The sequence below is a fragment of the Vibrio harveyi NBRC 15634 = ATCC 14126 = KCTC 12724 genome, assembly GCF_001591145.1.
In the GTDB taxonomy this organism is placed as follows: Bacteria; Pseudomonadota; Gammaproteobacteria; order Enterobacterales; family Vibrionaceae; genus Vibrio; species Vibrio harveyi.
The window spans coordinates 1-24,960 of record NZ_BCUF01000054.1 but is presented as its reverse complement, the minus strand read 5'-3'; the positions used below and the strand labels follow the sequence as shown (position 1 = coordinate 24,960).

Here is a 24,960-nt window from a genome sequence, read left to right as displayed (position 1 = left end):
ATGAAGAAGAAATACTGGATTGCAAGTGCATTAAGTACCTGCTTGATGGCGCTTTACTGGCTAACAGACGAACAAACCACAGCTGCGGCTGCCAACATACAACCAGCGAATAATAACGAGGAAAAGAGAAATACGCCTCACGGTGAACGCACTTCCCTTATCGAAGTAAAACAGGCACTCACCGCATCTGCATTGGAAAGAAGCAATGAACTGGCGTTTGAAAAAGCGCTTGAGTCCACGTTATCAGACCGTCCTGATCAGGTTGAAGATGCCTTGGGATCATTGGAGACCAATTACTCCCAAAACCTAACGATAACCTACATCAGTGAATCTGCACACGACGATGCAACAGAGAACGGCAAGCCGATAATAAACCTAGCGGTTGAGCAGCAATTACAAACCATTATCTATAGTTGGGAACTGACACAAAACAACCCTATCAACTACTCATTAGGGTTGGAACAGCTGTTCGAAGATCCAGAAGGAGACTTACTCACCACGCGAATTTGGCTAGAAAACGCCAACGGACTGAGCGTTCTCAACCAAGGGCAAATCATGCTGCAAGGCGCGCCAAAAGACTTCAACCAAACCACATATTTGGCAGTCTCTGCACGTGATGACCACCATGGGACAGAAGATCACGCTTGGGTCACGACACGCTTCGAGCTGCCAGCAGTCACTGCAGAGCAGAACGATACAGAACATCCGCTCATTGATGGTGTGGTATATCGCCTTGAAACCACAACGTTGCTCGGTGGACGCAAGTACCCTTACGAAGTTGTGTACTGTGAAGCATTTAAATTCATTGATGATGAAGTTTTTTATGCTGCTTCAAACAACAAAACTCGCTGCCCAGACGAGCATAAGCTGAATAAAGTCGGGGAATACCAGATCAGTGATGACTCATTGATCATCCACATCAAAGGTAGCCGTCAGATCTGGACTACGAAGAAAACCTACCCGTCACGAGTTCACAAAGACACTGAGAACTACTTTATTACCGTCTTTGATAACAATCGTTTCGAAAGCTACACCATGCAAAAAAACAAGCGCTCAATGGAAGAGCGTTTGAACGTCAATACTGGAAAAGAGCTGTATCAGTCCGCCCTATTTGATCTGCTCATTCCGACTGCCGGTGGTTATCGCCATGCGCTCGCGGGTAACTATATTTTTGACCGAAGGCATGCTCAAGGTGGTGAGTATTACAACGGTTTCGACTCAGATCTCAACATAGTCACGTCTAATAGCGACTTATTTGCTCATGAATTCTGTCAGTTTTGGGACACCTCAATCCTTGCAGGTGAAGGGATGTTTAGCGAGGTAATTTCTTACTCCAATAATACCGATTGCGCGACTGCACCTAAGCCATCCGCATACGCTTATGTCTACTTCAACAATGATTATCATGCTAATGATGAGTTTATTCAGGGGGAGGTTTATAGCTACATCCTACGCCCATTTCCTCAGTACGCGAGCAAAGTAGAAGAGCTAAAAATAAACATGATTTACCACTACCCAAAAAATACAGCAGCCTATAAATAAACCAAAACAACACAAGTCATTGTTTATAAAGACCTAAATTTGAAGTTAATTGATATTTTTATTGATAGAAATTCCAAGAAAAAATATTCCAAAAATTTTTACGGTTTTTCTTTGGTTTTCCGTGTCTTGAAGCCGCTTCCAAATCCGATTAAAAATGCGCAGCTTTTCTAATCTCACTAGTGAGATTAGAAAATAAAACAATAAAAAGCGACTTTCTCATTCGGAAACGAAACAAGGACAAATAAACAATGAATAAGGTGAGTTTACTAGCAGCGTCAGTGGCTATCGCGCTAACCGGTTGTGGTGGTTCAGATAGTGGTTCAAGCAACAACAACTCTGGTGTAGTGATTACAGGCTTTGATGGCTACTTCAAAGAAGCAGTCGTTTTTGAAGATGTAAACAACAATGGAAAGCTAGATAGCAACGACCCAATTATTGGTCTAACCAATGATGAGGGTAAGGTGACGCTAACAGACAAACAATACTCTGCTGAAAAGAACCTTGCGATTCAAACCATTATTCCGGGTGGTACTGTTCAAGCTGAACTGATTGCTCGCGATCCACAACTTTTTGCGGGCACATACACGGTTGATATGGACAACCCAACCCAAGCTATGGCTCATGAGGTTGTATTCCGTACACTTCCGGGTGAGAAAGTTATCTCTCCGTTAACTGACCTTGTTGCAATCCAAGCTGGTGCTAACCCAACACCAGAAAAAATCCAAGCAGCGAAAAACAAAGTAAATGAGACATTAGGTATCGAGGGTGATACTGCATTTACTGATGTAATCGCCGCTAACAATACCGCTTTACATAAAACGGCTCAGATTCTAACCGAGTCTAAAGCACAAGCAAAAGACAGCTACTCTGCAGAAACCGCTATTGCAATTGCCGATAAAGCAACTGACGTCGTTAATGATAAAAACAACGCAGACAAACTAGATGATCCAAACTTCAAACCAGTTATTGAAGTCAACAATGGCGTAGTTAGCGAACCCGTTATCAACAGCAAGTTATTTGCAAATGAGAGCGTTGTAAAAGCTATCAATACAGAACTGAAGCCTCTTGATAGCCACTCAATCAATTTAGAACTGCCTCTTGCTGCTGGCGATCTTGCCCTTTTTGAAGATGACGATAACAAAAACATCGACATCACAGTAAGCGTCATCACACTTGATGGTTCTGTGGTCAAAAATCTAACAACTACGGCTATCAATGGTGGCAAGTTAACGATTTCAGGTGAGCTAACTCCAGTTCGTCCTGCTTACCAAATCAAGCTAACGGCAACTGACTACAACTCACAAGAACAAGATAAGTCCTTTGGTGCTGTAACAACCGCTTTCGACCTACAAGTAAACGTTGAAAATCCAGCGCCAACAATCAACACAGAAGCCGCTGATACAATCGAAGAGTGGATTGACAGTATTGAGCTATACCAAGGTGTTGAAGTTCAGAATGAACAATTCCGTATTGACAACTTGTTCTCTGACGACGAAAAGCTTGCATTTAAAGCATACACATCTGTTGATGGCTTAGTACTTGAACTTGTAGAAACACAAGGTCAGACTGAGCTGAAAATCACAGGTAAGCCATCTCGCATTTACCCTGAAGGTCAAACAATCACGATCTCTGCATTTGACGGTATCAATACGACTTACAAAGTCTTCGAGCTAGATGACATTGAAAAACAACCTGAAGCATCGATTGAAATTGATCGCGGTGATCTTGCAGAACTTCAACAAGAAATCACAGTACAGCTAACAACACTAAAAGTTGGTGAAGCTGTTGATGCAGATTTCAATATTACTGAAGTCTTTGAAGCTCAGCACACGTCAGGTGCAATCGAATACTACGCTGGTACAGAAGAAGATGAGTACGCAACAACCGTTCCGGGTCTAAAAGTCAATGTTGATAACAACGGCACACTGACGGTTTCTGGCACACCAACTAGTGCAACGAAAAACGGTTCATTCGTGATTGCGGCAGGTGTAAACCCAGATGCTGACGATGCCGTAATTTCTGAATACGTAACGATCACACTGCCAAACGTTCAACCAGCAGATGACGTAACACCTCCTCCTGCAGGACATCCGCTAGAAGGTAAGTTCCTACATTTCGTAGAAATTGGTCACAACGGTACCAACTTCGCTAAAGGATGGTGTGATTCAATCTACCTAGATGCGAACACGAAAACGATGTACTGGAACGATCGAGATAGCGACAACCTATCAACTTGTGACACAGACATGTCAGAGTTTACAGAAGGTGTTCCATACACAATCGTTGGTGACAAAATTATCTCCCAAGAAGATGGTATGAAAATGACATTGGATGTCATCAAACAACACTCTTTTGACGACGACGAGCATTTCCTTGTGTCATTCACAGATGAAGAAGGCGATGAGAAGTCAACAGAACTGTATTCTTACCACACAAATGCTCAATATGTAGAAGAAGCGCTTAACAATGACGTTAGCGAATCTCAAGAAGATGCGAATTGGGTAGACCGTGAAACATTCATTGCGATGCCATCTGAAGAAGGTGCAAATGATATTGTGGTAACTGAACTAAAAGTTTCTGGCATCGTTCAACAATTTGATTACCAAGGCAGTCCATACACTTCAGCTTCAATCTATGGTCGTAATGCAAAAACTTGTGAAATCCTAAAAGATATCTATCTCGACTACGGTCGTATCCAAGTTCACGGTGACAGCTACAGTGCTGACAACTACTTCAGCAGCCAACCACAATATAGAGATGCTGAAGGCTCTTGTTACATCGATTTCATGCCTTTAGATCATTCAGCAGCAATTCCTGCGGGGCTTTACACTATCGAAGCCACTCCAGAGCGTACTGATGAAGCAGAACGCATTATTTTTAGTTTTGAAAAGTGATAACTAGAAGCTCATAAACACGAAGCCCCGCTCTTGCGGGGCTTTTTTAATCCATTTTTTACTTCACGCAAATCACGTTAAGCAACGAGGTGCCCGTTAGCTGATTTGGCTCTCGGTCAGCAAACAAGCCCTTTTTATCTTTACCCCAGTAAGGTAACTGCAAAGGCCACTTGTTCTTCTCCATCACGCCAGAATCGCGCAATGTTTTAAACTCTGACGCAGTTGCTAAGTGCATTCCTAGCTGTTGGCAAACTTTCATTGAGCTTGAGTAGCTAAGACGATTCCATGGTTTTCCATGTTCCATGTAGAACTGGTTGTTGTTCTCGATTAAATAAGGCACCACAAATGTCTTGCCCTTCAGTACCGTTTTCAAACGCACTTCAACGTTGTCATTCTTGATAGTTGGTTGAGCTGGCTTGGTCATTTTAGCAGGCTTAGCGGCAACTGGTTCTAGCGACTTTGGCTTTGGCGCAACTTTCGCAGGCGCATCTTTTGTCTTAAATGCGTCCGTATTAGCACGAGTAGCAGCTGGTACGACAGGTGTTACAGGTTTTGCCACTGGCTTGGTCATTGGCTTAGTCTGTTTCGCAGGGACTGTGCCACCTTTACCAACCACACGAATAAATGCTTCTTTATAGGTCGACAAGGTTTTGACTCGTTGCAAGTCCTGAGATGCTTTAGCAAATTCCGTATAAGGACCAATGAGGCAACGATAGCCTTTTTGTTCTGGCTTCATCCAAACATCGGTGGTGATTTTGCCGTAAATCGGCTTTGCTTTGGCTAAAGACATCGGTTTTGGCAATAGACCACACTGGATCCAGAAGAAATCATTGCCTCCTTGCGGCACTTTCTTTCCCCATAGCCCTTTACCGATCGGGCAAGATTGCTCAAGCACAGGCAATTCTTTATTGCTGGCCTGAGAGGCTTGGCAAAGAAATTCACTCGCCAAAACCGGAGTCGAAAATTGAGCGCACGCCACCAGCAGCCCAAGGCTCAAGCCAGATTGGACGATACGGGAAGAATGTAGTGCCTTTTTCATTTCCATAGCTTCACTCTAAACAGTAGGTGATGAAATTATCGCGACAGAGCGTCAATAAAACATGCATAAAAAGTGATAAGCAAAAAAAGAGCCGGAATTGCATCCGGCTCTCAGTTTAGAAAGAAATTTATTAAATAGGCAAATAATACGTCGATTTTATCGCGTCATTAACCCTTGTAGATTTTCGGGTTGAACACGTCACGTAGCCAGTCACCCAGTAGGTTAATCACCAGTACCAATGTCACTAGCACGATTCCAGGGAAGGCTGTAATCCACCACGCACCAGAGAAGATGTAGTTAAAACCAATACTGATTAGTGCACCCAATGATGGCTGGTCTACTGGCAAACCTAGACCAAGGAATGACAATGCCGCTTCTGACATGATTGCGTTTGCTACCTGTACCGTCGAGATAACCAAGATTGGTGATAGGCAGTTCGGAAGAATGTGACGGAACATGATTCGCGGGGCTTTAAAGCCCATCACTCGTGCCGCTTCTACGTATTCTTTCTTCTTCTCAGCCAGTACTGAAGCACGAATGGTACGTGCATATTGCGGCCACTCCGCCACACCAATAATCACGACAAGCATGACTACCGCGTATTGGCTGTAAAAATCACTGCCAAAGCTGGCTTTAAAGATAGCTGACACGATGATCGCAACCATCATGGTCGAGAACGACAGCTGAACGTCAGCAAAACGCATCAAGAAACTATCAATACGACCACCAAAGTAACCTGCTGACAAACCAATGATGATACCCAGCATAAGCTGAAGACCAACCGCGAGGAAGCCGATCGTCAAAGATAAACGAGAGCCGTAAAGAATGGTCGACAAAATATCACGACCTTGCTCATCAGTGCCCAATACGAAACGCTCATCGCCATCTTCCATCCAAGATGGAGGTAGCTCTGAGTCCATGATGTCGATAGACGTCAAATCGTATGGGTCAGTTGGAGCTAGAATCGGTGCTGCTACAGCCAAGACTAAAAACATCATGAAGACGGTAAAACTTGCCATCGCAACTTTGTCGCGCTTGAAGTAATACAAGAAGTCCGACTCTTTGAAACGCTGCCAGGCTGACGGTGCGGCAGCAGGAGCTGGTGTTACATTTGATTGGCTCATGATTAAGCTCCTTTTCCAGTTAGGTTCACAGTTGGGTTGATGATGCCGTACAGCAAGTCAACGATGGTATTAGTTACCACGAAGATCAGACCAACAAAGATAACGTAGGCAGTGATCAACGGTGTATCTACACGGTTGATTGCCTCTAGGAAAAGAAAGCCAGTGCCCGGCCATTGGAACACGGTTTCTGTCAGAATGGTGTATGCCACCATGGTACCAATTTGCACACCACCGACCGTCAATACAGGTAGCATGGTGTTTTTAAGTGCATGTTGGTAATAAATCTTTTGTAAGTTCAAGCCTTTCGCTTTGGCGAACTTAATGTACTCAGAGCTCAGTACTTCCAGCATTTCTGAACGCACCAAACGGATGAACAACGGCAGCATGATAGATGCGAGTGCAATACACGGCAGGATCAGGTGCTTAATACCATCGATGGTAAAGAAGCCAGACTCCCATCCGAGTATATTAGACGTTTCACCCCGTCCAAAGGAAGGTAGCCAACCGAGTTCTATGGAGAAGACGTACATCAACATGATTGCGGTTAAGAACACCGGAATCGAGATGCCGACACTACTCATCGCCATAACGAATTTTGTAAAAATACTCTTCGGATGTATCGCTGAATACACCCCAAGCGGTATAGAGAAAACAATGATAATGAGCGTCGCACCAAACACGAGCTCTAATGTAGCCACCAGCTTATCGAGGATGACCTCAACTGCAGGTCGCTTGAAGAAGTAAGACGTACCTAAATCACCTTGTAGCGCATTGCTCACAAAGCGAGTGTACTTTGTGATAAAGGGATCGTTCAGGCCCAGTTCGTCACGCAGCGCTTGACGCTCCGCTTCTGAAACCGACTGACCTACAAGCTCACGTAGCGGGTCACCCAGGTTATCCTGAATGGCAAACGCCACCAAACTGATCACAAACATCACTATCAGTGCCTGAAACAGGCGCTTGACCAGAAACGAAAACATTCCTTGCCCCTTAACTATCCATAGATCTCTATTCAGAGAGAAAATTCAGTCTAAAAACAACTCAGTCCGACTGAAACAAAACTGAGCCGAGTACGTAGAGTTGAGGAGGGACATCCATCCCTCCTCAACATCGACTAACCGTGATTATTCAACCACTAGGTCACCGAAGTAAGGCATTACCATTGGGTTAACGATGTCTGCAGCTTTCACGTTAGACTTCGCGCCCCAGGCTTCACTTTGCCAGTGTAGCGGTACGAATGCAGCGTCGTTGTACAACGTTGCTTCAACGCCTTTCAGCATTTCTGCACGTTTAGCTGGATCCGTTTCTACGTTTGCCGCTTCAACCACTTTGTCCATTTCTGGGTTAGAGTAATGACCACAGTTGTACTGACCACGACCTGTCTCTTCGTTACGTGTCATGGTTAGGAACTCGTTGAAGTTTGCTGAATCTTCTGTATCTGAGTGCCAACCGATCATCAACATGTCTGCCGCACACTTGTCGAACTCAGGCCAGTATTGCGCTTTAGGCATAGTCTTCAGGTCAACCTTGATGCCGATCTTAGACAGCATTGCCGCCGCCGCTTGCGCCACTTTCGCATCGTTCACATAGCGGTTGTTTGGTGCAATCATCGTTAGCGTAAAGCCATTCTCGTAACCCGCTTCTTTCATCAGCTGTTTTGCTTTCTTAAGATCGTAGCGAGGAACCAGCTTGTCATCATGACCAACGTAGCCTGCCGGGCTTTGCTGACCTGCAGCTGTTGCGAAGCCTTTCATGATTTTTTTCACGATGCCTTCGTTATTGATTGCGTGAACAATCGCTTGGCGCACGCGAACATCTTTCAGTGCTTCGTTGTTGCTTTGGTTCATTTGGAACGTGATGATACGCGTACCAGGTAGTGTTACTAGATCGATACCTTTTGCGTCTTTCACACGTTTGTGATCGTTTGGCGCTACTGGGTGGATCATATCAACACCGCCAGAAAGCAGTGCTGCAACACGAGTCGCGTCTTCTTTGATCGGAAGTAACGTCAGTTTGTCTACGTTACCTTTCGACTCTTTATCCCAGTAATCTTTGAAACGTTCGAATTCTACTTTTACACCCTGCTCACGAGCCGTCACGATAAACGGACCAGTACCAGAAACGTGTGTTGATGCAAATGAGTTACCATGCTTCACTAGCTCAGACTTGTCTTTACCATCTTCGGTTTTACCCGTGTAGAACTTGCTGTCCATTGGGAAGATGTACGTTGCTGTTTGTAGCACTAGCGGGTAAGGCCCTTTAGTCACTAGATCAACCGTGTAATCATCCACTTTCACGATTTTTTCGTACGGGTCAAAGATAGCTTTGAAGTCTGGAGAGCTTTGTAGACGTTCGAAAGTCCACACAACGTCATCCGCTGTCATGTCGTTGCCTGAGTGGAACTTAACGCCTTGACGAAGTTTGAAACGAACCGTCGTATCATTGATACGCTCCCAGCTTTCCGCTAGGCGAGGTTCAAAGTCCATGTCCTGTGTGAAACGAACTAGAGGGTCAAATACCATGTGTGACATTTGCAGCGTACCACCTGATAGCTGCTCGTGCGGGTCTAGAGATACTGGGTCAGCTGCATAGCCAACTTTGATATCTGCTGCCAATGCGTTAAAGCTTAGACCTGCTGCCATTAGCGCCACTGCTAACTTGCTTTTCATGGTTTTCATTTGCATAACTCCTTCATGCGGGAATTCGAATCCCTTGTTGTGTTTGCGTCTTTGTTATGACTAAGGTTTGTTGACCTTGATGGTCAGCCAAGCGAAAAACTTGGTTTATGCCGTTTTGATTTCTTCTCTCAAACCTGTGAATTCAGGCATCAGAGAAATCAGTTTCTTACTGTATTCATGCTGAGGAGCAGTAAACAATTGCTCTGTCGGAGCCACTTCCAGTAGCGTACCCATCTGCATCACACCTACTCGGTCACACATCTGACGAATAACCGGTAAGTCGTGACTAATAAACAGCATGGTGAGATTCAGTTCACTTTGCAGATCTTTCAGCAAGTTTAGAATTTGTGCCTGTACCGATACATCCAACGCAGATGTTGGTTCATCACAAATCAGTAATCGAGGGCGGGTCGCCAGCGCACGCGCAATTGAGATACGCTGACGCTGACCACCGGAGAATTCATGAGGGTATTTCACACCTGCCATTTTGCCCAAACCTACGTGATCAAGTAGGTCATTCACAATCTGGCGCGTTTCCGCTTCATTTTTCGTTAGCTTATGGAAACGAATTGGCTCCGCGATGATGTCAAAAATCTTCATTCGCGGGTTCATTGAGGTATATGGGTTTTGGAAAACCATCTGCATCTGACGACGCAATGGGCGGCGTGCTTTTTCCGATTTAAGCGCCGTCAGGTCAATGCCTTCAAAGCTTACTTGACCTGAGTTTGGTTCATACAAACCAGCAATCACACGTGCGATGGTCGATTTACCTGAACCAGATTCACCCACCAAACCAAACGTCTCACCTTCATGCACTTCAAAGCTAACATTGTTTGATGCTTGCACGTATTCACGGCGGCTTTCAAACAATGAATCTTTGGTTACAAAACGCAGGTTAACGTTCTTCACATCCAATAAAGGACCTGTGTACTCACGTTGGTCTTGGCTTTGACCCAACCAGTGATTCTTAATGTCTAGCTCTTGTAACTCTGTCGCTTCTTCGATGTAGCTCACCAATGGGAAACGATCGAGCTTTACATCAGAACGCGGAACGGCAGAAATCAAGCTGCGCGTATATGGGTGATCAGGGTCGCCCAATACCTTAGCTGTAGGGCCAAACTCCACCAAATCGCCACGGTACATAACCGCCACACGGTCAGTCACGTTTGAAACCACGCCCATGTCGTGCGTAACCAACATACAACCTACGTTGTTCTTGATACACAGTTCGCGGATAAGGTTTAGGATTTGGTCTTGAATAGATACATCGAGCGCTGTCGTTGGCTCATCGGCAATGATCAGGTCTGGCTCACCAGCCAAAGCGATAGCAATAACCACACGCTGACGCATACCGCCAGAAAATTGATGCGGATACTGCTTAAGACGGTTTTCAGGTTGAGGAATGCCAACCTGCTGCATTAGAGAAAGCGCACGTTGATACGCCTCTTCATCCGACACCTTCATGTTGGCGTGAATGGTCTCTTTCAATTGCTGCTCAACCGTAAATAGAGGGTTAAGTGAGGTCATTGGATCTTGGAAGATAAAGCCAATCTTAGAGCCGCGAACCTTACGCATCGCTTCCGGTGTTAAACCAGAAATTTTCTCCCCATCAAGGTACACGTCGCCACTAGCAACACGTCCCGGAGGACTAAGCAAATCAATAACGGCGTTACCAACGGTGGATTTACCCGCACCTGATTCGCCAACAACACCCACAATTTCGCCACGATCGATATGAAAAGAAAGCGATTTCACGGCCGCATGGACACCGTGACGGGATGGATATTCAATACGAAGGTTTTTCACCTCTAATAGTGACATTTCAGACCTCTACTGCCTTGTCTGTGGTATCGAATCGCGCAATAAAAGCGCCATTCATCACCTGAATGAATCCGTTCAAATTCAGAATAATACTCTGAAATCTTAATGCGGAGACAATTTGGCAAAAATTACACAAAAAAGCAACAATTAAAGTATATTCCGCCGAAAAAACATTATTTACACGCACAATGAGCGAATAGAAATGCATTAACAAGTATTTAACCATTTTCATAACACCCCATTTTTGTGCGATACGCACCAATAAAAACAGAAAAATGCTCTAAAATTACGCATAAAGTCACTATTGATAGTATCCCTATTATTCACGCGTCATTATTAACATTAACCAAACAATATTCCGTTCTTATTGGGATATTTCGACATAAAATGTTACTAACAAAATAGTCTGCATACATAAAAAGCCAAAATTCACTCTAGTAAACAGAGGCGAAAACGTGAGCAGTTCAGCAAAAAAAATGAAATCTGTCACCTACCCCAAGTTATGCGTCTGTTATGCGATTTTGTGATTAAGCTAATTTTCTATGGATTTAAAACACTCTCCGAACTGGGAGCTTTGGTGGGGGAAAAGAGAAGTTCAGCCATCAGTTTTACGCTTTCCACTGTCATTTTGAGTGAGATCAGCGATAATCAAGCTCCAACATCGAGTAGTGAATGAAGGAGCCCCTGTGCTTAAAGCGATATTTTTTGATATGGACGAAACGTTATGCGGCACATCTCAAGCCGATAAAGTGGCAGGAGAAGAATTTGCTGCTTGGATTGCTCAAAATTACCCGCAAGTCGCCGATTCAACTGCTTTTGTTCAGCGCTACTTGCAAGGCGTATACAAAAAGCTCAATAACGAATTTCCTCAACTTATTGCTCTACTGCCAGATGAAAATGCCTTCCGCTGCGGTTTAATTCAGGCCATCTTGGCAGAGCAAAGTATAGAGATTGATACAGAAAAGGCTCAACAGGCGCAGAGCTATTTTGACTCGGCTCGCATGGGGGCTTTTGACTTCTTCCCTGGCGTAAAAGAGATGCTGACCGAGCTACGTCAACACTACAAATTAGTGGTGATCACTAACGGTCCAATCTTCTCACAGCACCCAAAACTCAAAGCAACACAAATGAGCGAATGGGTTGATCACATTATCGTCGGTGGGGAAGAGCCAGAAGAGAAGCCAGCAGCCAACATTTTCCGCAAAGCACTCAACCTTGTGGATGCAAAGCCAGAAGAGGTGATTCATATTGGCGACTCTCTACCAGCAGACATTGCGGGTGCCAACAATATGGGTATTCTGAGCGTGTGGGTAAACGCAACAGGTACGGAAAATACAACCGATATCAAACCCAACTATCAAGTGCGAGAGACGGTTGAGCTGAATGAAATCCTAAAAACGCTTGCTCAGTAAAGCGCTTAATTCAAGAAACACAAAACCCCAGCCAACGTGCTGGGGTTTCTTTTATCAGCTCGAATCGCATTTAGATCATAGGTGGTCAAAAGCTTCCAGAGCTGTACATGTTTACTGATATTGAAATGGAATGCAGATTTTTTAGGGTGAGAAATACAAAAAAGCCCTAGTCTTTCGACTGAGGCTTTAAATATTGGTCGATGAAGAGCCATATTCTAACTTCAGGCGAACCCCATATGGGTTCAAATCCATTGAAATATTGCCGACTCATCTAGTCCAAGCGAGATCATAAGCTCTAAAACGACGAAAGCCTGCTAAAAAGCAGGCTTTCTAATAGTGGTCGGTGAAGAGGGATTCGAACCCCCGACCCTCTGGTCCCAAACCAGATGCGCTACCAAGCTGCGCTATTCACCGAACTGTATTTGCTGATTCTCTCAAATCAGACAGGATACTTCAACTAAGAAGTCACCTAAATTAATGGGGTGGCTAACGAGATTCGAACTCGCGACCACCGGAATCACAATCCAGGGCTCTACCAACTGAGCTATAGCCACCATCAATTTTGCCGTTTACCGCTCTATTATAGCCATAAACTAAATAGTGGTCGGTGAAGAGGGATTCGAACCCCCGACCCTCTGGTCCCAAACCAGATGCGCTACCAAGCTGCGCTATTCACCGACGAATTTTGTTTCGACTCTTGGGATATTTGAATCAAAACTGGAAACTTCACTAATTTAATGAGTTACCGAAATAATGGGGTGGCTAACGAGATTCGAACTCGCGACCACCGGAATCACAATCCAGGGCTCTACCAACTGAGCTATAGCCACCACTATTGTTCGTGCCTTTAATTTGTATTCCGGAATGGCACGCCCGAAAGGATTCGAACCTTCGACCTTTGGCTCCGGAGGCCAACGCTCTATCCAACTGAGCTACGGGCGCATGCCCCATCGGCGGAGAGGAATAATACGGATATCACACTATGCCGTCTAGTACTTTTTTTACTTTTTTTCTCGTTTGGTCTCTTTTTCGACAGTTATCTGCCTTTAAAGTGAATTTTTGATGTGATTCACGCCCTGTCATGGATAACTTGTTGTTTATTGCAACAAGTTATCGGGATATAATCACCCATTATTTACATTGATTTAACAGCTGCAACTTGGTTGTTCAATCACTCTAGACTGTTAGATAAGGTTTTTTGCTCACTATAGAAGCAATCACCTAAAACTTTATCCAACAGCTCTAAATACTCTAACTATATAAATAGGTAAGTCACTTACCTCGGAATGTGAAGTGGGTTTAATGGATATGTCTCGACGAATGATTAGCGTTTTGTTCGCTGCCTTAACTTTCTCTACGGCAGCTTTAGCTTCTGACATCAGCCAAACTGAATACGATGCGATCGCAGAACGCATCAAACCTGTCGGTGATGTTTACCTTGCAGGTGCGGAACCAGTAAAAGCAGAACCAACTGGTCCACGTGATGGCGCGGCAGTTTACGGTACCTTCTGTATTGCTTGTCACTCATCTGGCGTGAACGGTGCACCAAAAACTGGTGATGCTGGCGATTGGGCACCTCGTATTGCACAAGGCAAAGACGTACTGACCAACCACGCAATCCAAGGCTTCAACGCGATGCCAGCTAAAGGTACGTGTATGGACTGTTCTGATGACGAAATCATCGCAGCCATCGACCACATGATTGAAGGTCTATAATAAAGACATCAATGAAAAAGGCTTGCCGCGTGGCAAGCCTTTTTATTTTTGACAAATTAGAACCGTCCGTGACTACTTTTTAAACATTGCACGGATATTGGCAATATGTGCCTGACCTTTTGCCATACGCTCTTCTGCTGATACTGGCTTTTTGTTTGCTTCCCATTCAACGTCATCAAATGGCAGCTCATCGAGAAAACGGCTTTGGGTCGGCTTGATCAATTCACCAAACTGTCGGCGCTCTTTACACATGGTAAAAGTCAGCTCGCGCTGTGCACGCGTAATACCTACGTACATCAATCGACGCTCTTCTTCGACGTTGTCTTCATCAATACTAGTTTGGTGTGGCAAAATACCCTCTTCCGAACCAATCAAGTAAACAAATGGGAACTCGAGGCCTTTCGACGCATGTAGTGTCATCAATTGCACTGCATCACTGTCTTCATCTTCCTCACCACGTTCCATCATGTCGCGCAGAGTAAGACGCTGAACCACCTCTTTTAACGTCTTTTCTTCTTGGTCGTAGTTATCACCTTCTAAGTCAGCAACAATCCACGAGTAAAGATCAGAAACGTTCTTCATGCGCATTTCCGCCGCTTTCGGGCTTGCTGACGTTTCATACAGCCAGTCTTCATAATGAATATCACGTACAAGTGAACGTACCGCTTCAACGGTATCACCACGCTCGGCTTGATCGGCAATCGCAACTAACCACTGTGTAAAACGACGCAGGTTTTCCAAACCTCGACCAGTAAGATGCTGCTCCAATCCCATTTCAAAGCTGACTTCAAACAGACTTTTACCACGCATGTTGGCATAGCTGCCTAACTTCTCTAGTGTGACCGGACCGATTTCACGACGCGGTGTATTTACGATACGTAGGAACGCGTTGTCATCATCTGGGTTCACCAACACGCGCAGGTAAGCCATGATGTCTTTAATCTCGGCACGAGCAAAGAACGATGTGCCGCCAGATAGCTTGTATGGCACGCGGTTTTGCATCAGTGATTTTTCAATCAAACGCGATTGGTGATTACCTCGATATAGAATCGCATAATCTTTATATTCGGTGCGGTTTAGGAACTTGTGCGCAATCAACTCACCCGTTACGCGCTCCGCTTCGTGCTCTTCGTTCTTCGCCAGCAACACTTTGAGTTTTTCACCGTCAGGAATTTCCGAGAACAGCGATTTCTCATACACGTGCGGGTTATTCGCAATCAAGATGTTAGCTGCGCGCAGAATGCGACTCGTCGAACGGTAGTTTTGCTCCAACTTGATCAAACGCAGGTTAGGATAGTCTTCACCAAGTAACACAAGGTTCTGCGGCTTAGCACCACGCCATGAATAAATAGACTGGTCATCGTCACCTACTACGGTCAAACGACCGCGCTCACCAACGATTAACTTCACCAAATCGTATTGGCTGGTGTTGGTGTCTTGATACTCATCCACCAATAAGTAACGAATGCGGTTTTGCCAACGCTGACGTACTTCTTGGTTATTGCGTAACAGTTGTACCGGTAAAGAAATCAAATCGTCAAAATCAAGCGCGTTGTATGCTTTCATCTGCTTTTGGTACATCTCAAAGCAGAATGCAAAGAGCTGTTGTTGCTCACCTTGAGCCAACGCTTTGGCTTGCTCCGGCGTCAGCATGTCGTTCTTCCAGTTGGAAATACAACTTAGCAACTGACGCAGCAGATCTTTGTCGCCATCTAGCTGCTTTTCTGTCAGCTCTTTAAGCAGCGCTAGCTGATCTTGATCATCAAATAAAGAAAAGCCCGCTTTCAAACCAAGGTGCTTGTACTCGCGCTTGATGATGTTTAGCCCCAAAGTATGGAACGTCGAGACCATCAAGCCTTTCGATTCAGCTTTGCCTAATGTCTGCCCTACACGCTCTTTCATCTCACGTGCAGCTTTGTTGGTAAAGGTCACCGCAGCAATATTACGCGCCTTGTAGCCACACTGCTGAACCAAATAAGCAATTTTATTGGTAATTACACGAGTTTTACCCGAGCCAGCACCCGCAAGTACCAAGCATGGGCCTGATACGTACTTAACGGCTTCGTCTTGTCTTGGGTTCAGCTTCATAAAAATTCTCTGCGGGTGGAAATAGTGGCGCCTATGATAAAGGGGTGAGTGTGTGAAAGCTACGGTCATTTTCACGTAATTTTTACACAGAGAGTTGCAACATTTTGTTGCATAAGCGACCACTCTTTACGCTATAATGAATGAACGTTCATTCATTGGGTGGTGGGGTTATGACCAATAACACTACTGGAGATAAATACGAGCAAATCATTGCAGCTGCCGAACGCTTAATCGCTGAGTCGGGCTTTCATGGTCTTTCCATGCAAAAGCTCGCAACTGAAGCAGGTGTCGCAGCGGGCACGATTTACCGATATTTCTCAGATAAAGAACATCTTTTGGAAGAGGTTCGCCTTACTGTTACCAAACGTATTGCGGACGCCGTTCAAGCGGATGTTCATGACGATATGCCTCTGAAAGAGCGTTACCGCACCATGTGGCTCAATATTTGGCACCTTGCTGGTTCAAATTTAGACACCTTAAGCAACCGTGTCCAATATGAATCACTACCTTGTACAAATCGTAAAGGAACTCGGGAACTTGAAAGGCAAATGTTTGCCCAAGTAGATCGTCTTTTCGATCAAGGTAAGGCGGAAGGGGTATTCAAACTCCTAGATAACGAGATTCTTTCAGGGTTGAGTTTCGAAGCTAGTGTTGCGCTTGCTAGAAAACATGCTTTGGGATTTTATCAGTTGGATGAAGACGCGCTGGAAGCAGCCGTTGAAGCTAGCTGGGATGCAATTATTAAACACTAACTTGGAGTTCTTAATAGAATGAAAAAGTGGACTTTCTTTATGTTGCTTATCGCGATTCTCCTATTCGGGAGCGTGATAGGTTTCAATTTATTCAAGCAACAGAAAATTGCTGAATACATGGCGAATCGTCCGGAACCAGAATTCCCAGTAACCGTAACAGAAGTAAAAGCGGTTGATTGGGTTCCTGTTATCGAGGCAATCGGCTTCATTGAACCTAACCAAGGTGTCACTGTTGCGAACGAAACCAGCGGCGTGATCGATAAGATCTCTTTCGACTCTGGTACTCAAGTTGAAGAAGGCCAACCTTTGGTTCTTCTGGACTCTGAGGTAGAAAAAGCAAATCTTAAGAGCTCACAAGCAAAACTGCCAGCAGCTCAAGCTAAGTACAAACGCTACCAAGGTCTTTTCAAAAAAGGCTCTATCTCTAAAGAAGCGTACGACGAAGCTGAAGCAAACTACTTCTCACTTAAAGCGGACATCGAAAGCTTGAAAGCGACCATTGACCGCCGTGAAATCAAAGCGCCTTTTGCTGGCGTGGTTGGTATTCGTAATGTTTATCTTGGTCAGTACCTACAAGCAGGTACCGATATCGTTCGTCTTGAAGACACCAGCGTGATGCGTCTACGTTTCACTGTTCCTCAAACGGACATCTCTCGCATCATGCTAGACCAAGAAGTGGACATCTTTGTTGATGCTTACCCTGATAAGCCTTTCAAAGGTTCTATCTCAGCGATTGAACCAGCAGTTAACGTTCAAAGTGGTCTGATCCAAGTTCAAGCCGACATTCCTAACAGCGATGGCAAACTTCGCAGCGGTATGTTCGCGCGTGCAAACATCATTCTGCCTAAGCTAGAGAACCAAGTAACGCTGCCACAAACGGCTATCACGTTTACGCTTTACGGCGACAACGTCTACATCGTGACTGAAGAAGACGGTGAAAAACGCGTTAAACAGCACGTTGTGAAAGTGGGTGAGCGTACTAAAGACATCGCACATATCCTAGAAGGCGTGAAACCAGGTGACGTCGTGGTCACATCGGGTCAAATCCGTCTAAGTAACCACGCGAAAGTGACTATCGTTGAAGATGCAGCACTGACACCACCTGCTGAAACACCAATGCTTTAATTGGAGGCATCATGCGCTTTACTGATGTTTTTATTAAACGTCCAGTTTTAGCGGTATCGATCAGCTTTTTGATTGCGTTGCTTGGTTTGCAAGCCGTATTCAAGATGCAAGTTCGTGAATACCCTGAAATGACAAACACGGTGGTTACTGTAACCACTAGTTATTACGGTGCGAGTGCCGACCTGATCCAAGGCTTTATTACCCAGCCTTTGGAGCAAGCGGTAGCGCAAGCCGATAATATCGACTATATGACTTCATCCTCGGTGCTTGGTACGTCTACCATTACCGTAAACATGAAGTTGAACACCGACCCGAATGCGGCGCTGTCTGACATTCTGGCAAAAACCAACTCCGTTCGCTCACAGCTTCCAAAAGAAGCGGAAGACCCAACAGTAACGATGTCGACTGGCTCGACTACCGCGGTACTGTACATCGGTTTCACCAGTGACGAGTTGTCTTCTAGCCAGATCACCGACTATCTTGAGCGTGTAATCAACCCGCAGCTATTTACGGTAAATGGTGTATCGAAAGTTGACCTATACGGTGGTATGAAATACGCGCTACGCGTATGGCTAGATCCAGCGAAAATGGGCGCACTTAAGCTGACAGCAACCGACGTGATGACGGTACTAAACGCCAACAACTATCAGTCGGCAACCGGTCAGGCGACAGGTGAATTCGTACTTTACAACGGTAGCGCAGATACTCAAGTATCCAACGTTGCTGAACTCGAAGCGCTGGTTGTTAAAACTGGTGAAGGTGACGTCATTCGTCTTGGCGACATTGCGAAAGTGACCTTAGAGAAGAGCCACGACGTTTACCGCGCAAGTGCGAACGGTCAAGAGGCTGTAGTTGCAGCGATCAACGCGGCACCAAGTGCTAACCCAATCAACATCGCGGCAGATGTGCTGAAACTTTTACCTCAATTAGAGCGTAACTTGCCAAGCAACATTAAAATGAACGTGATGTACGACTCAACTATCGCCATCAACGAATCTATTCACGAAGTTGTGAAAACCATTCTTGAAGCGGCAGTTATCGTACTTGTGGTAATCACTCTGTTCCTTGGTTCATTCCGTGCGGTAATCATCCCTATCGTTACTATCCCACTATCATTGATTGGTGTTGCGATGGTAATGCAGGCGATGGGCTTCTCGTGGAACTTGATGACACTTCTGGCAATGGTACTCGCCATCGGTCTGGTGGTGGATGACGCGATCGTGGTTCTTGAGAACGTCGACCGTCACATCAAAGAAGGGGAATCGCCGTTCCGTGCAGCTATCATTGGTACTCGTGAAATCGCTGTGCCAGTAATTGCAATGACACTGACACTAGGTGCGGTATACGCGCCGATCGCACTAATGGGCGGTATCACGGGCTCGCTATTTAAAGAGTTCGCATTAACCCTAGCTGGCGCGGTATTTGTGTCTGGTATCATCGCTCTGACTCTGTCGCCGATGATGTGTTCAAAAATGCTTAAGGCAAATGAAGAGCCAAGCAAGTTTGAGCAAAAAGTACATCACGTATTGGATGGCATGACTAACCGCTACGAGAAAATGCTGACCGCTGTTATGGCGCATCGCCCAGTGATCATTGCTTTCGCGATCATCGTGTTCGCAACGCTACCAATTCTGTTTAAGTTTATTCCAAGTGAATTGGCTCCTTCAGAAGATAAAGGCGTAGTGGTACTAATGGGTACAGCACCTTCGAACGCGAACTTGGACTACATCGAACACACCATGAATGACGTGAACAAGATTCTGTCTGATCAGCCAGAAGTAGAATACGCTCAGGTGTTTAACGGTGTACCAAACTCAAACCAAGCGTTCGGTCTAGCAACTCTTAAACCTTGGAGTGAGCGTGAAGCGAGCCAAGCTGATATTACCAAACGTGTAGGTGAACTAGTCGCTCACGTACCAGGTATGTCAGTTACCGCATTCCAGATGCCAGAGCTTCCTGGTGCCGGTTCAGGTCTGCCAATTCAGTTCGTTATCACCACACCAAACAGCTTCGAGAGCTTGTTTACTATCGCAAGCGATATCCTAGCTGATGTGTCTACCAGTCCAATGTTCGTCTACTCGGATCTGGATCTAAATTACGATTCAGCAACGATGAAGATCAGCATCGACAAAGACAAAGCCGGTGCCTACGGTGTGACCATGCAAGACATCGGTGTAACGCTAAGTACTATGATGGCGGACGGTTACGTAAACCGTATCGACCTAAATGGTCGTTCATACGAGGTTATCCCTCAGGTTGAACGTAAATGGCGTCTAAACCCAGAGTCGATGAAGAACTACTACGTGCGTTCGGTTGACGGTAAAGCGGTACCACTAGGAAGCTTAATCACGATTGATGTTGTTGCAGAGCCTCGCTCACTGCCTCACTTCAACCAGCTAAACTCAGCAACGGTTGGTGCAGTACCTGCTCCAGGCGTAGCAATGGGTGATGCGATCAACTGGTTCGAAGACGTAGCACAAAACAAACTGCCATCAGGCTACAACCATGACTATATGGGTGAAGCTCGTCAGTTTGTAACGGAAGGTAGCGCACTATACGCAACATTCGGTTTAGCACTGGCGATTATCTTCCTAGTACTGGCGATTCAGTTTGAATCTATCCGCGATCCAATCGTAATCATGGTATCGGTGCCGCTAGCGGTATGTGGTGCATTGATTGCTCTGGCGTGGGGTACGGCATCGATGAACATCTACTCGCAGGTTGGTTTGATTACTCTAGTTGGTCTGATCACCAAGCACGGTATCCTGATCTGTGAAGTAGCGAAAGAAGAGCAGTTACACAACAAACTGTCTCGTATCGATGCGGTAATGGAAGCGGCGAAAGTTCGTCTACGTCCAATCCTGATGACAACAGCGGCGATGATTGCAGGTCTGATCCCACTGATGTACGCAACAGGCGCAGGTGCAGCTCAGCGTTTCAGTATCGGTATCGTAATCGTTGCCGGTCTAGCAATCGGTACACTGTTTACGCTATTCGTACTGCCTGTGATTTACAGCTACCTAGCTGAGAAACATAAGCCACTGCCAGTATTTGTTGAAGACAAAGACTTAGAAAAGCTAGCTCGAGTGGATGAAGCAAAAGCTGCTCATCGCGAATTAGCTGATAATAAGTAAGCGTAAAGCACTAAGAAAAAGGTCACTTCGGTGACCTTTTTTATTGCTGCTCTCTTTTTTACCATCTAAATGGCGACTTTCCCGTATCATTTACATAGAATGTGGGCAAATCAAAAGGAGTTTTAGCCACTATGTTTGACCCAAAGAAATTAGAGCAAATCGCTAAACAAATTCACGAATCAATGCCACAGCCAGTAAAAGAACTAGGCGCGGATGTTGATCAAAAAGTTCGCCAAGTAATCCAAGGTCAGCTAAACAAGCTAGACGTAGTTAGCCGCGAAGAATTCGACGTACAAACTCAAGTTCTGCTGCGTACTCGTCAAAAGCTGACAGAAATGGAAAAGAAATTGGCAGAGCTTGAAGAAAAGCTCGCTGATAAATAAGCGAAAAGCGACAAGAAAATTATAAGGGTTGATGTGAGAACATCAGCCCTTTTTGTTTATTGGGATTCAGGATTCGCTTCTATTTTGCCTTCTTAAGGACAAAATTCACCTTTATAAAAACAAAAAAGGCTTGGTCAACGGTGACCAAGCCTTTTAATTAGATGTTGTGTTTTATGTTGTATTTATTGACCCCAGTCTGTCTGGAGTTCTTATCTGCTTTGCTTTAATGCAATTACGCAGATTGTATATTCGAAGCTAAGAGCTTTAGTCCCTTAAACGAATTGCGCTGAATTAAGGTTTCATTTCTAGGAGAAGGCGCGGAGTTTACGATAGTAAATGAGCACCTTCGACACCGAAATGGAACCTTAAGGCAAGTAATTAGCCGCCTACAGCGATGTTCTTCATATCAGTCATATACCCACGTAGCTCTTCACCAATGTACTCCACTGGGTGATTACGGATAGCATCATTTACAGCGATAAGAGTCGCGTTATCTACTTGGTTAGAAGTTTCACCTAGACCCTTACCAATTACGTCAGTATTTACTGCTGGCATAAACTTCTCACGTAGAAGCGGTGTTGCTACGTTAGCGAACAGGTAGTTACCGTATTCCGCAGTGTCTGAGATAACCACGTTCATCTCGTATAAACGCTTACGTGCGATAGTGTTCGCGATCAGCGGTAGCTCGTGTAGAGACTCGTAGTAAGCAGACTCATCGATAATGCCAGATGCTGTCATTGCTTCGAACGCTAGCTCAACACCAGCACGAACCATAGCAACCATCAGGATACCGTTGTCGAAGTACTCTTGCTCAGAGATTTCTACGTCAGTTTCTGGGTAGTTTTCGAAAGCAGTTTCACCCGTTTCTGCACGCCAGCCTAGTAGGTTTGCATCGTCGTTTGTCCAGTCAGCCATCATAGTGCTAGAGAAGTGACCTGTGATGATGTCATCCATGTGCTTGTTGTATAGCGGACGCATCAGCTCTTTTAGCTCTTCAGAAAGCTCAAATGCTTTTACTTTTGCTGGGTTTGATAGACGATCCATCATGTGAGTGATACCACCAAACTTCAGTGCTTCAGTGATGGTTTCCCAACCGTATTGAAGAAGCTTACCTGCGTAGCCTGGATCGATACCATCAGCAATCATCTTCTCGTAACATACGATAGAACCAGCCTGTAGCATGCCGCAAAGGATAGTTTGCTCACCCATTAGGTCAGATTTCACCTCAGCAACAAAAGAAGACTCTAGACAGCCGGCACGGTGACCACCTGTTGCTGCTGCCCAAGCTTTCGCGATATCCCAACCTTCACCTTTAGGGTCGTTCTCAGGATGAACAGCGATAAGAGTCGGTACACCGAAGCCACGCTTGTATTCTTCACGAACTTCCGTACCCGGACATTTAGGCGCAACCATTACTACCGTTAGGTCTTTACGGATTTGCATGCCTTCTTCAACAACGTTGAAACCGTGTGAGTAGCCTAGTGCTGCGCCTTCTTTCATCAACGGCATTACCGTCTCAACAACGTTTGTGTGTTGCTTATCTGGAGTAAGGTTTACGACTAGGTCAGCTTGTGGAATTAGCGTTTCGTAGCTACCCACTTCAAAGCCGTTGTCTTTTGCGTTTTTGAATGACTGGCGTTGCTCATCAATTGCCGCTTGGCGAAGTGCGTAAGCTACGTCTAGACCAGAATCGCGCATGTTTAGACCTTGGTTAAGGCCTTGAGCACCACAACCTACGATGACCACTTTCTTACCTTTTAGGTAATCTGCTTCTGATGCGAATTCTTCGCGGTCCATAAAGCGACAACGACCAAGTTGGTCCAATTGCTCACGCAAGTTTAGGGTATTGAAATAGTTAGCCATCTGGGTGCTCCTTAACATTCTTCCATAGAGGTCGGTACTTGTGTTACCGAATGAGTTCATACTAAAACAGACATTCTGTTGCTGAAAGTGATATATTCACAATTACTTATTGCAATTAATGCAACATGGAAGTGAAGATTTAATGAACATCAAAAGCCTGCAATTATTCATTCATCTATGTGATAGTAAGAGCTTCGCTAAGACAGCGGCGGCAATGCATATCAGCCCTTCTGCACTAAGCCGGCAGATCCAGAAATTGGAAGAAGAAACGCATCAACAGCTGTTCTTGCGTGATAACCGAAGTGTCGAATTAACGGTTCAAGGAAAGAAGCTATTACCTGTTGCACTAAAGATCTTAGGGGAATGGCAGCAATACCAAAGTTACGTCAAAGGAACGGAAGACGAGTTAAAAGGGGAGATACGTTTATTTTGCTCGGTAACGGCAAGTTATAGCCATCTCCCAGAGCTTATTTCCGAATTCCGCATTCAGCATCCATTTATCGAATTCAAACTCTCTACTGGCGACCCAGCGCAAGCCATCGATAAAATATTGGCAGATGAGGCTGATATCGCGATCTCTGCAAAACCCGATCAACTACCAGCTAAAGTCTCCTTTGAACCAATCAGTGAGATTCCCCTATCGGTGATAGCACCAGTTGGAGTCAGCAGCTTTGCAGAAGAACTACAGAAAGAAAATCCGGCTTGGTCAACAATACCTTTTATTCTCCCAGAAGCAGGCACAGCGAGAGAAAGAGCGAATGTTTGGTTTAAGCAAATGAAGATCAAACCAAATATCTACGCACAGGTGGCAGGACATGAAGCCATCGTCAGTATGGTGGCCTTAGGCTGCGGAGTCGGTATTGCACCGGATGTAGTAATCAACAACAGCCCTGTCAGAGAGAAGATAAGTAGGCTTAAGGTTCTGCCTATCAAACCATTCGAACTTGGTGTTTGCTGTATTAAAAGCCAGCTAGAAAACCCTTTAGTTAAAGCATTATGGGAAGTGGCAGAAAGTAAATATATCTCCCTGTAGGGATACCTCATTCAAATGGGAATGGAAGCCCGTTACTCACGTAATGGGCTTTTTGTTTACAAATCTAGAGCAGCACAAAAAGAGCTCAACGTCACTGTTCATATAACAAAGATAGTGCTAGAAAAACGATGAGAGTAAGTAAGCACTTACGTTTGGAGAGTTTTAAGGCTTAGAAAATAGCCAATGATAGAAGAGAAATAAGACCTTTATCCCACAGAGTTCGCTATGCTGCAGGCACTGGACTCTGAGGATATCAGCCCAATCCAAAGGGTGTTGTTCTAAATAAGTGGCAAAACTACAGAGATGCCTAGCTGGACTTGCACACTCGGCAGGAAAATTATCCTGCTCAAAAACAA

Annotated in this window: 17 protein-coding genes and 5 tRNA genes; 9 read left to right on the top strand and 13 right to left on the bottom strand. The window is 45.1% G+C overall.

What is annotated here, in order from left to right; genetic code table 11:
- Together VHA02S_RS21285 and VHA02S_RS21280 are read left to right on the top strand one after the other, a co-directional pair.
- Nucleotides 1-1,542, top strand: a complete 1,542-nt coding sequence (locus VHA02S_RS21285) for a hypothetical protein (RefSeq protein WP_038899406.1) — start codon at nucleotides 1-3, stop codon at nucleotides 1,540-1,542.
- A gap of 248 nt (nucleotides 1,543-1,790) precedes the next feature.
- Nucleotides 1,791-4,436 carry a hypothetical protein gene (locus tag VHA02S_RS21280; protein ID WP_038899407.1) on the top strand — a complete coding sequence of 882 codons (2,646 nt, stop codon included), beginning with the start codon at nucleotides 1,791-1,793 and terminating at the stop codon, nucleotides 4,434-4,436.
- Nucleotides 4,437-4,494: 58 nt separating this feature from the next.
- Here the strand turns inward: VHA02S_RS21280 and VHA02S_RS21275 are convergent, their stop codons facing one another.
- The 5 genes from VHA02S_RS21275 to VHA02S_RS21255 form a co-directional block, all read right to left on the bottom strand.
- Nucleotides 4,495-5,481, bottom strand: coding sequence for an SPOR domain-containing protein (locus VHA02S_RS21275; RefSeq protein WP_038899408.1), 987 nt, complete (start codon nucleotides 5,479-5,481; stop codon nucleotides 4,495-4,497).
- A 161-nt stretch (nucleotides 5,482-5,642) separates the two neighbouring features.
- Nucleotides 5,643-6,599 (bottom strand): ABC transporter permease, encoded by a 957-nt coding sequence (locus VHA02S_RS21270; protein WP_005446340.1) that lies wholly within the window; start codon nucleotides 6,597-6,599, stop codon nucleotides 5,643-5,645.
- A 2-nt stretch (nucleotides 6,600-6,601) separates the two neighbouring features.
- Nucleotides 6,602-7,579, bottom strand: coding sequence for an ABC transporter permease (locus VHA02S_RS21265; RefSeq protein WP_005446342.1), 978 nt, complete (start codon nucleotides 7,577-7,579; stop codon nucleotides 6,602-6,604).
- Nucleotides 7,580-7,723: 144 nt separating this feature from the next.
- Nucleotides 7,724-9,277, bottom strand: a complete 1,554-nt coding sequence (locus tag VHA02S_RS21260; protein ID WP_005446344.1) for an ABC transporter substrate-binding protein — start codon at nucleotides 9,275-9,277, stop codon at nucleotides 7,724-7,726.
- Between the two features lie 105 nt (nucleotides 9,278-9,382).
- Nucleotides 9,383-11,098, bottom strand: a complete 1,716-nt coding sequence (locus VHA02S_RS21255) for an ABC transporter ATP-binding protein (protein ID WP_005446346.1) — start codon at nucleotides 11,096-11,098, stop codon at nucleotides 9,383-9,385.
- A gap of 686 nt (nucleotides 11,099-11,784) precedes the next feature.
- Between VHA02S_RS21255 and VHA02S_RS21245 the strand changes: the two genes are divergently transcribed.
- Nucleotides 11,785-12,510, top strand: a complete 726-nt coding sequence (locus VHA02S_RS21245) for an HAD family hydrolase (protein WP_009703691.1) — start codon at nucleotides 11,785-11,787, stop codon at nucleotides 12,508-12,510.
- A gap of 337 nt (nucleotides 12,511-12,847) precedes the next feature.
- Here VHA02S_RS21245 and VHA02S_RS21240 read toward each other — a convergent pair.
- From VHA02S_RS21240 to VHA02S_RS21220, 5 genes are all read right to left on the bottom strand, one after another.
- Nucleotides 12,848-12,924, bottom strand: a tRNA-Pro gene (locus VHA02S_RS21240).
- A 64-nt stretch (nucleotides 12,925-12,988) separates the two neighbouring features.
- Nucleotides 12,989-13,064: transfer RNA gene (locus tag VHA02S_RS21235), tRNA-His, on the bottom strand.
- 47 nt (nucleotides 13,065-13,111) lie between these two features.
- Nucleotides 13,112-13,188: transfer RNA gene (locus tag VHA02S_RS21230), tRNA-Pro, on the bottom strand.
- Nucleotides 13,189-13,264: 76 nt separating this feature from the next.
- Nucleotides 13,265-13,340: transfer RNA gene (locus tag VHA02S_RS21225), tRNA-His, on the bottom strand.
- A 35-nt stretch (nucleotides 13,341-13,375) separates the two neighbouring features.
- Nucleotides 13,376-13,452, bottom strand: a tRNA-Arg gene (locus VHA02S_RS21220).
- A gap of 360 nt (nucleotides 13,453-13,812) precedes the next feature.
- Here VHA02S_RS21220 and VHA02S_RS21215 point away from each other — a divergent pair.
- On the top strand, nucleotides 13,813-14,226 hold the full coding sequence (locus tag VHA02S_RS21215) for a c-type cytochrome (RefSeq protein WP_005446350.1): 414 nt from the start codon (nucleotides 13,813-13,815) through the stop codon (nucleotides 14,224-14,226).
- 72 nt (nucleotides 14,227-14,298) lie between these two features.
- On the opposite strand, the gene rep is transcribed toward VHA02S_RS21215, so the two are convergent.
- Nucleotides 14,299-16,314 (bottom strand): DNA helicase Rep, encoded by a 2,016-nt coding sequence (rep, locus tag VHA02S_RS21210; protein ID WP_005446351.1) that lies wholly within the window; start codon nucleotides 16,312-16,314, stop codon nucleotides 14,299-14,301.
- Nucleotides 16,315-16,484: 170 nt separating this feature from the next.
- On the opposite strand from rep, the gene VHA02S_RS21205 reads away from it, so the two are divergent.
- The 4 genes from VHA02S_RS21205 (at nucleotide 16,485) to ubiK (ending at nucleotide 21,708) form a co-directional block, all read left to right on the top strand.
- A complete protein-coding gene (locus VHA02S_RS21205) occupies nucleotides 16,485-17,066 on the top strand; it encodes a TetR/AcrR family transcriptional regulator (protein WP_005446352.1) in 582 nt (193 codons plus the stop codon).
- Between the two features lie 18 nt (nucleotides 17,067-17,084).
- Complete coding sequence (vmeC, locus tag VHA02S_RS21200) at nucleotides 17,085-18,191, top strand: multidrug efflux RND transporter periplasmic adaptor subunit VmeC (RefSeq protein ID WP_005446353.1); 1,107 nt, start codon at nucleotides 17,085-17,087, stop codon at nucleotides 18,189-18,191.
- 11 nt (nucleotides 18,192-18,202) lie between these two features.
- Nucleotides 18,203-21,325, top strand: coding sequence for a multidrug efflux RND transporter permease subunit VmeD (gene vmeD / locus VHA02S_RS21195; RefSeq protein ID WP_005446354.1), 3,123 nt, complete (start codon nucleotides 18,203-18,205; stop codon nucleotides 21,323-21,325).
- Nucleotides 21,326-21,456: 131 nt separating this feature from the next.
- Complete coding sequence (gene ubiK, locus VHA02S_RS21190; RefSeq protein WP_005427244.1) at nucleotides 21,457-21,708, top strand: ubiquinone biosynthesis accessory factor UbiK; 252 nt, start codon at nucleotides 21,457-21,459, stop codon at nucleotides 21,706-21,708.
- A gap of 378 nt (nucleotides 21,709-22,086) precedes the next feature.
- On the opposite strand, the gene ilvC is transcribed toward ubiK, so the two are convergent.
- A complete protein-coding gene (gene ilvC, locus VHA02S_RS21185; protein ID WP_038899409.1) occupies nucleotides 22,087-23,571 on the bottom strand; it encodes a ketol-acid reductoisomerase in 1,485 nt (494 codons plus the stop codon).
- Nucleotides 23,572-23,713: 142 nt separating this feature from the next.
- Here ilvC and ilvY point away from each other — a divergent pair, with 142 nt between their 5' ends.
- The gene (gene ilvY / locus VHA02S_RS21180; protein WP_038899410.1) at nucleotides 23,714-24,604 is read left to right on the top strand and encodes an HTH-type transcriptional activator IlvY; all 891 of its coding nucleotides are present in this window, start codon (nucleotides 23,714-23,716) and stop codon (nucleotides 24,602-24,604) included.
- A gap of 162 nt (nucleotides 24,605-24,766) precedes the next feature.
- Here ilvY and VHA02S_RS26280 read toward each other — a convergent pair.
- On the bottom strand, nucleotides 24,767-24,960 hold a 194-nt coding region (locus tag VHA02S_RS26280; protein WP_218000901.1), incomplete at its 5' end, for a hypothetical protein.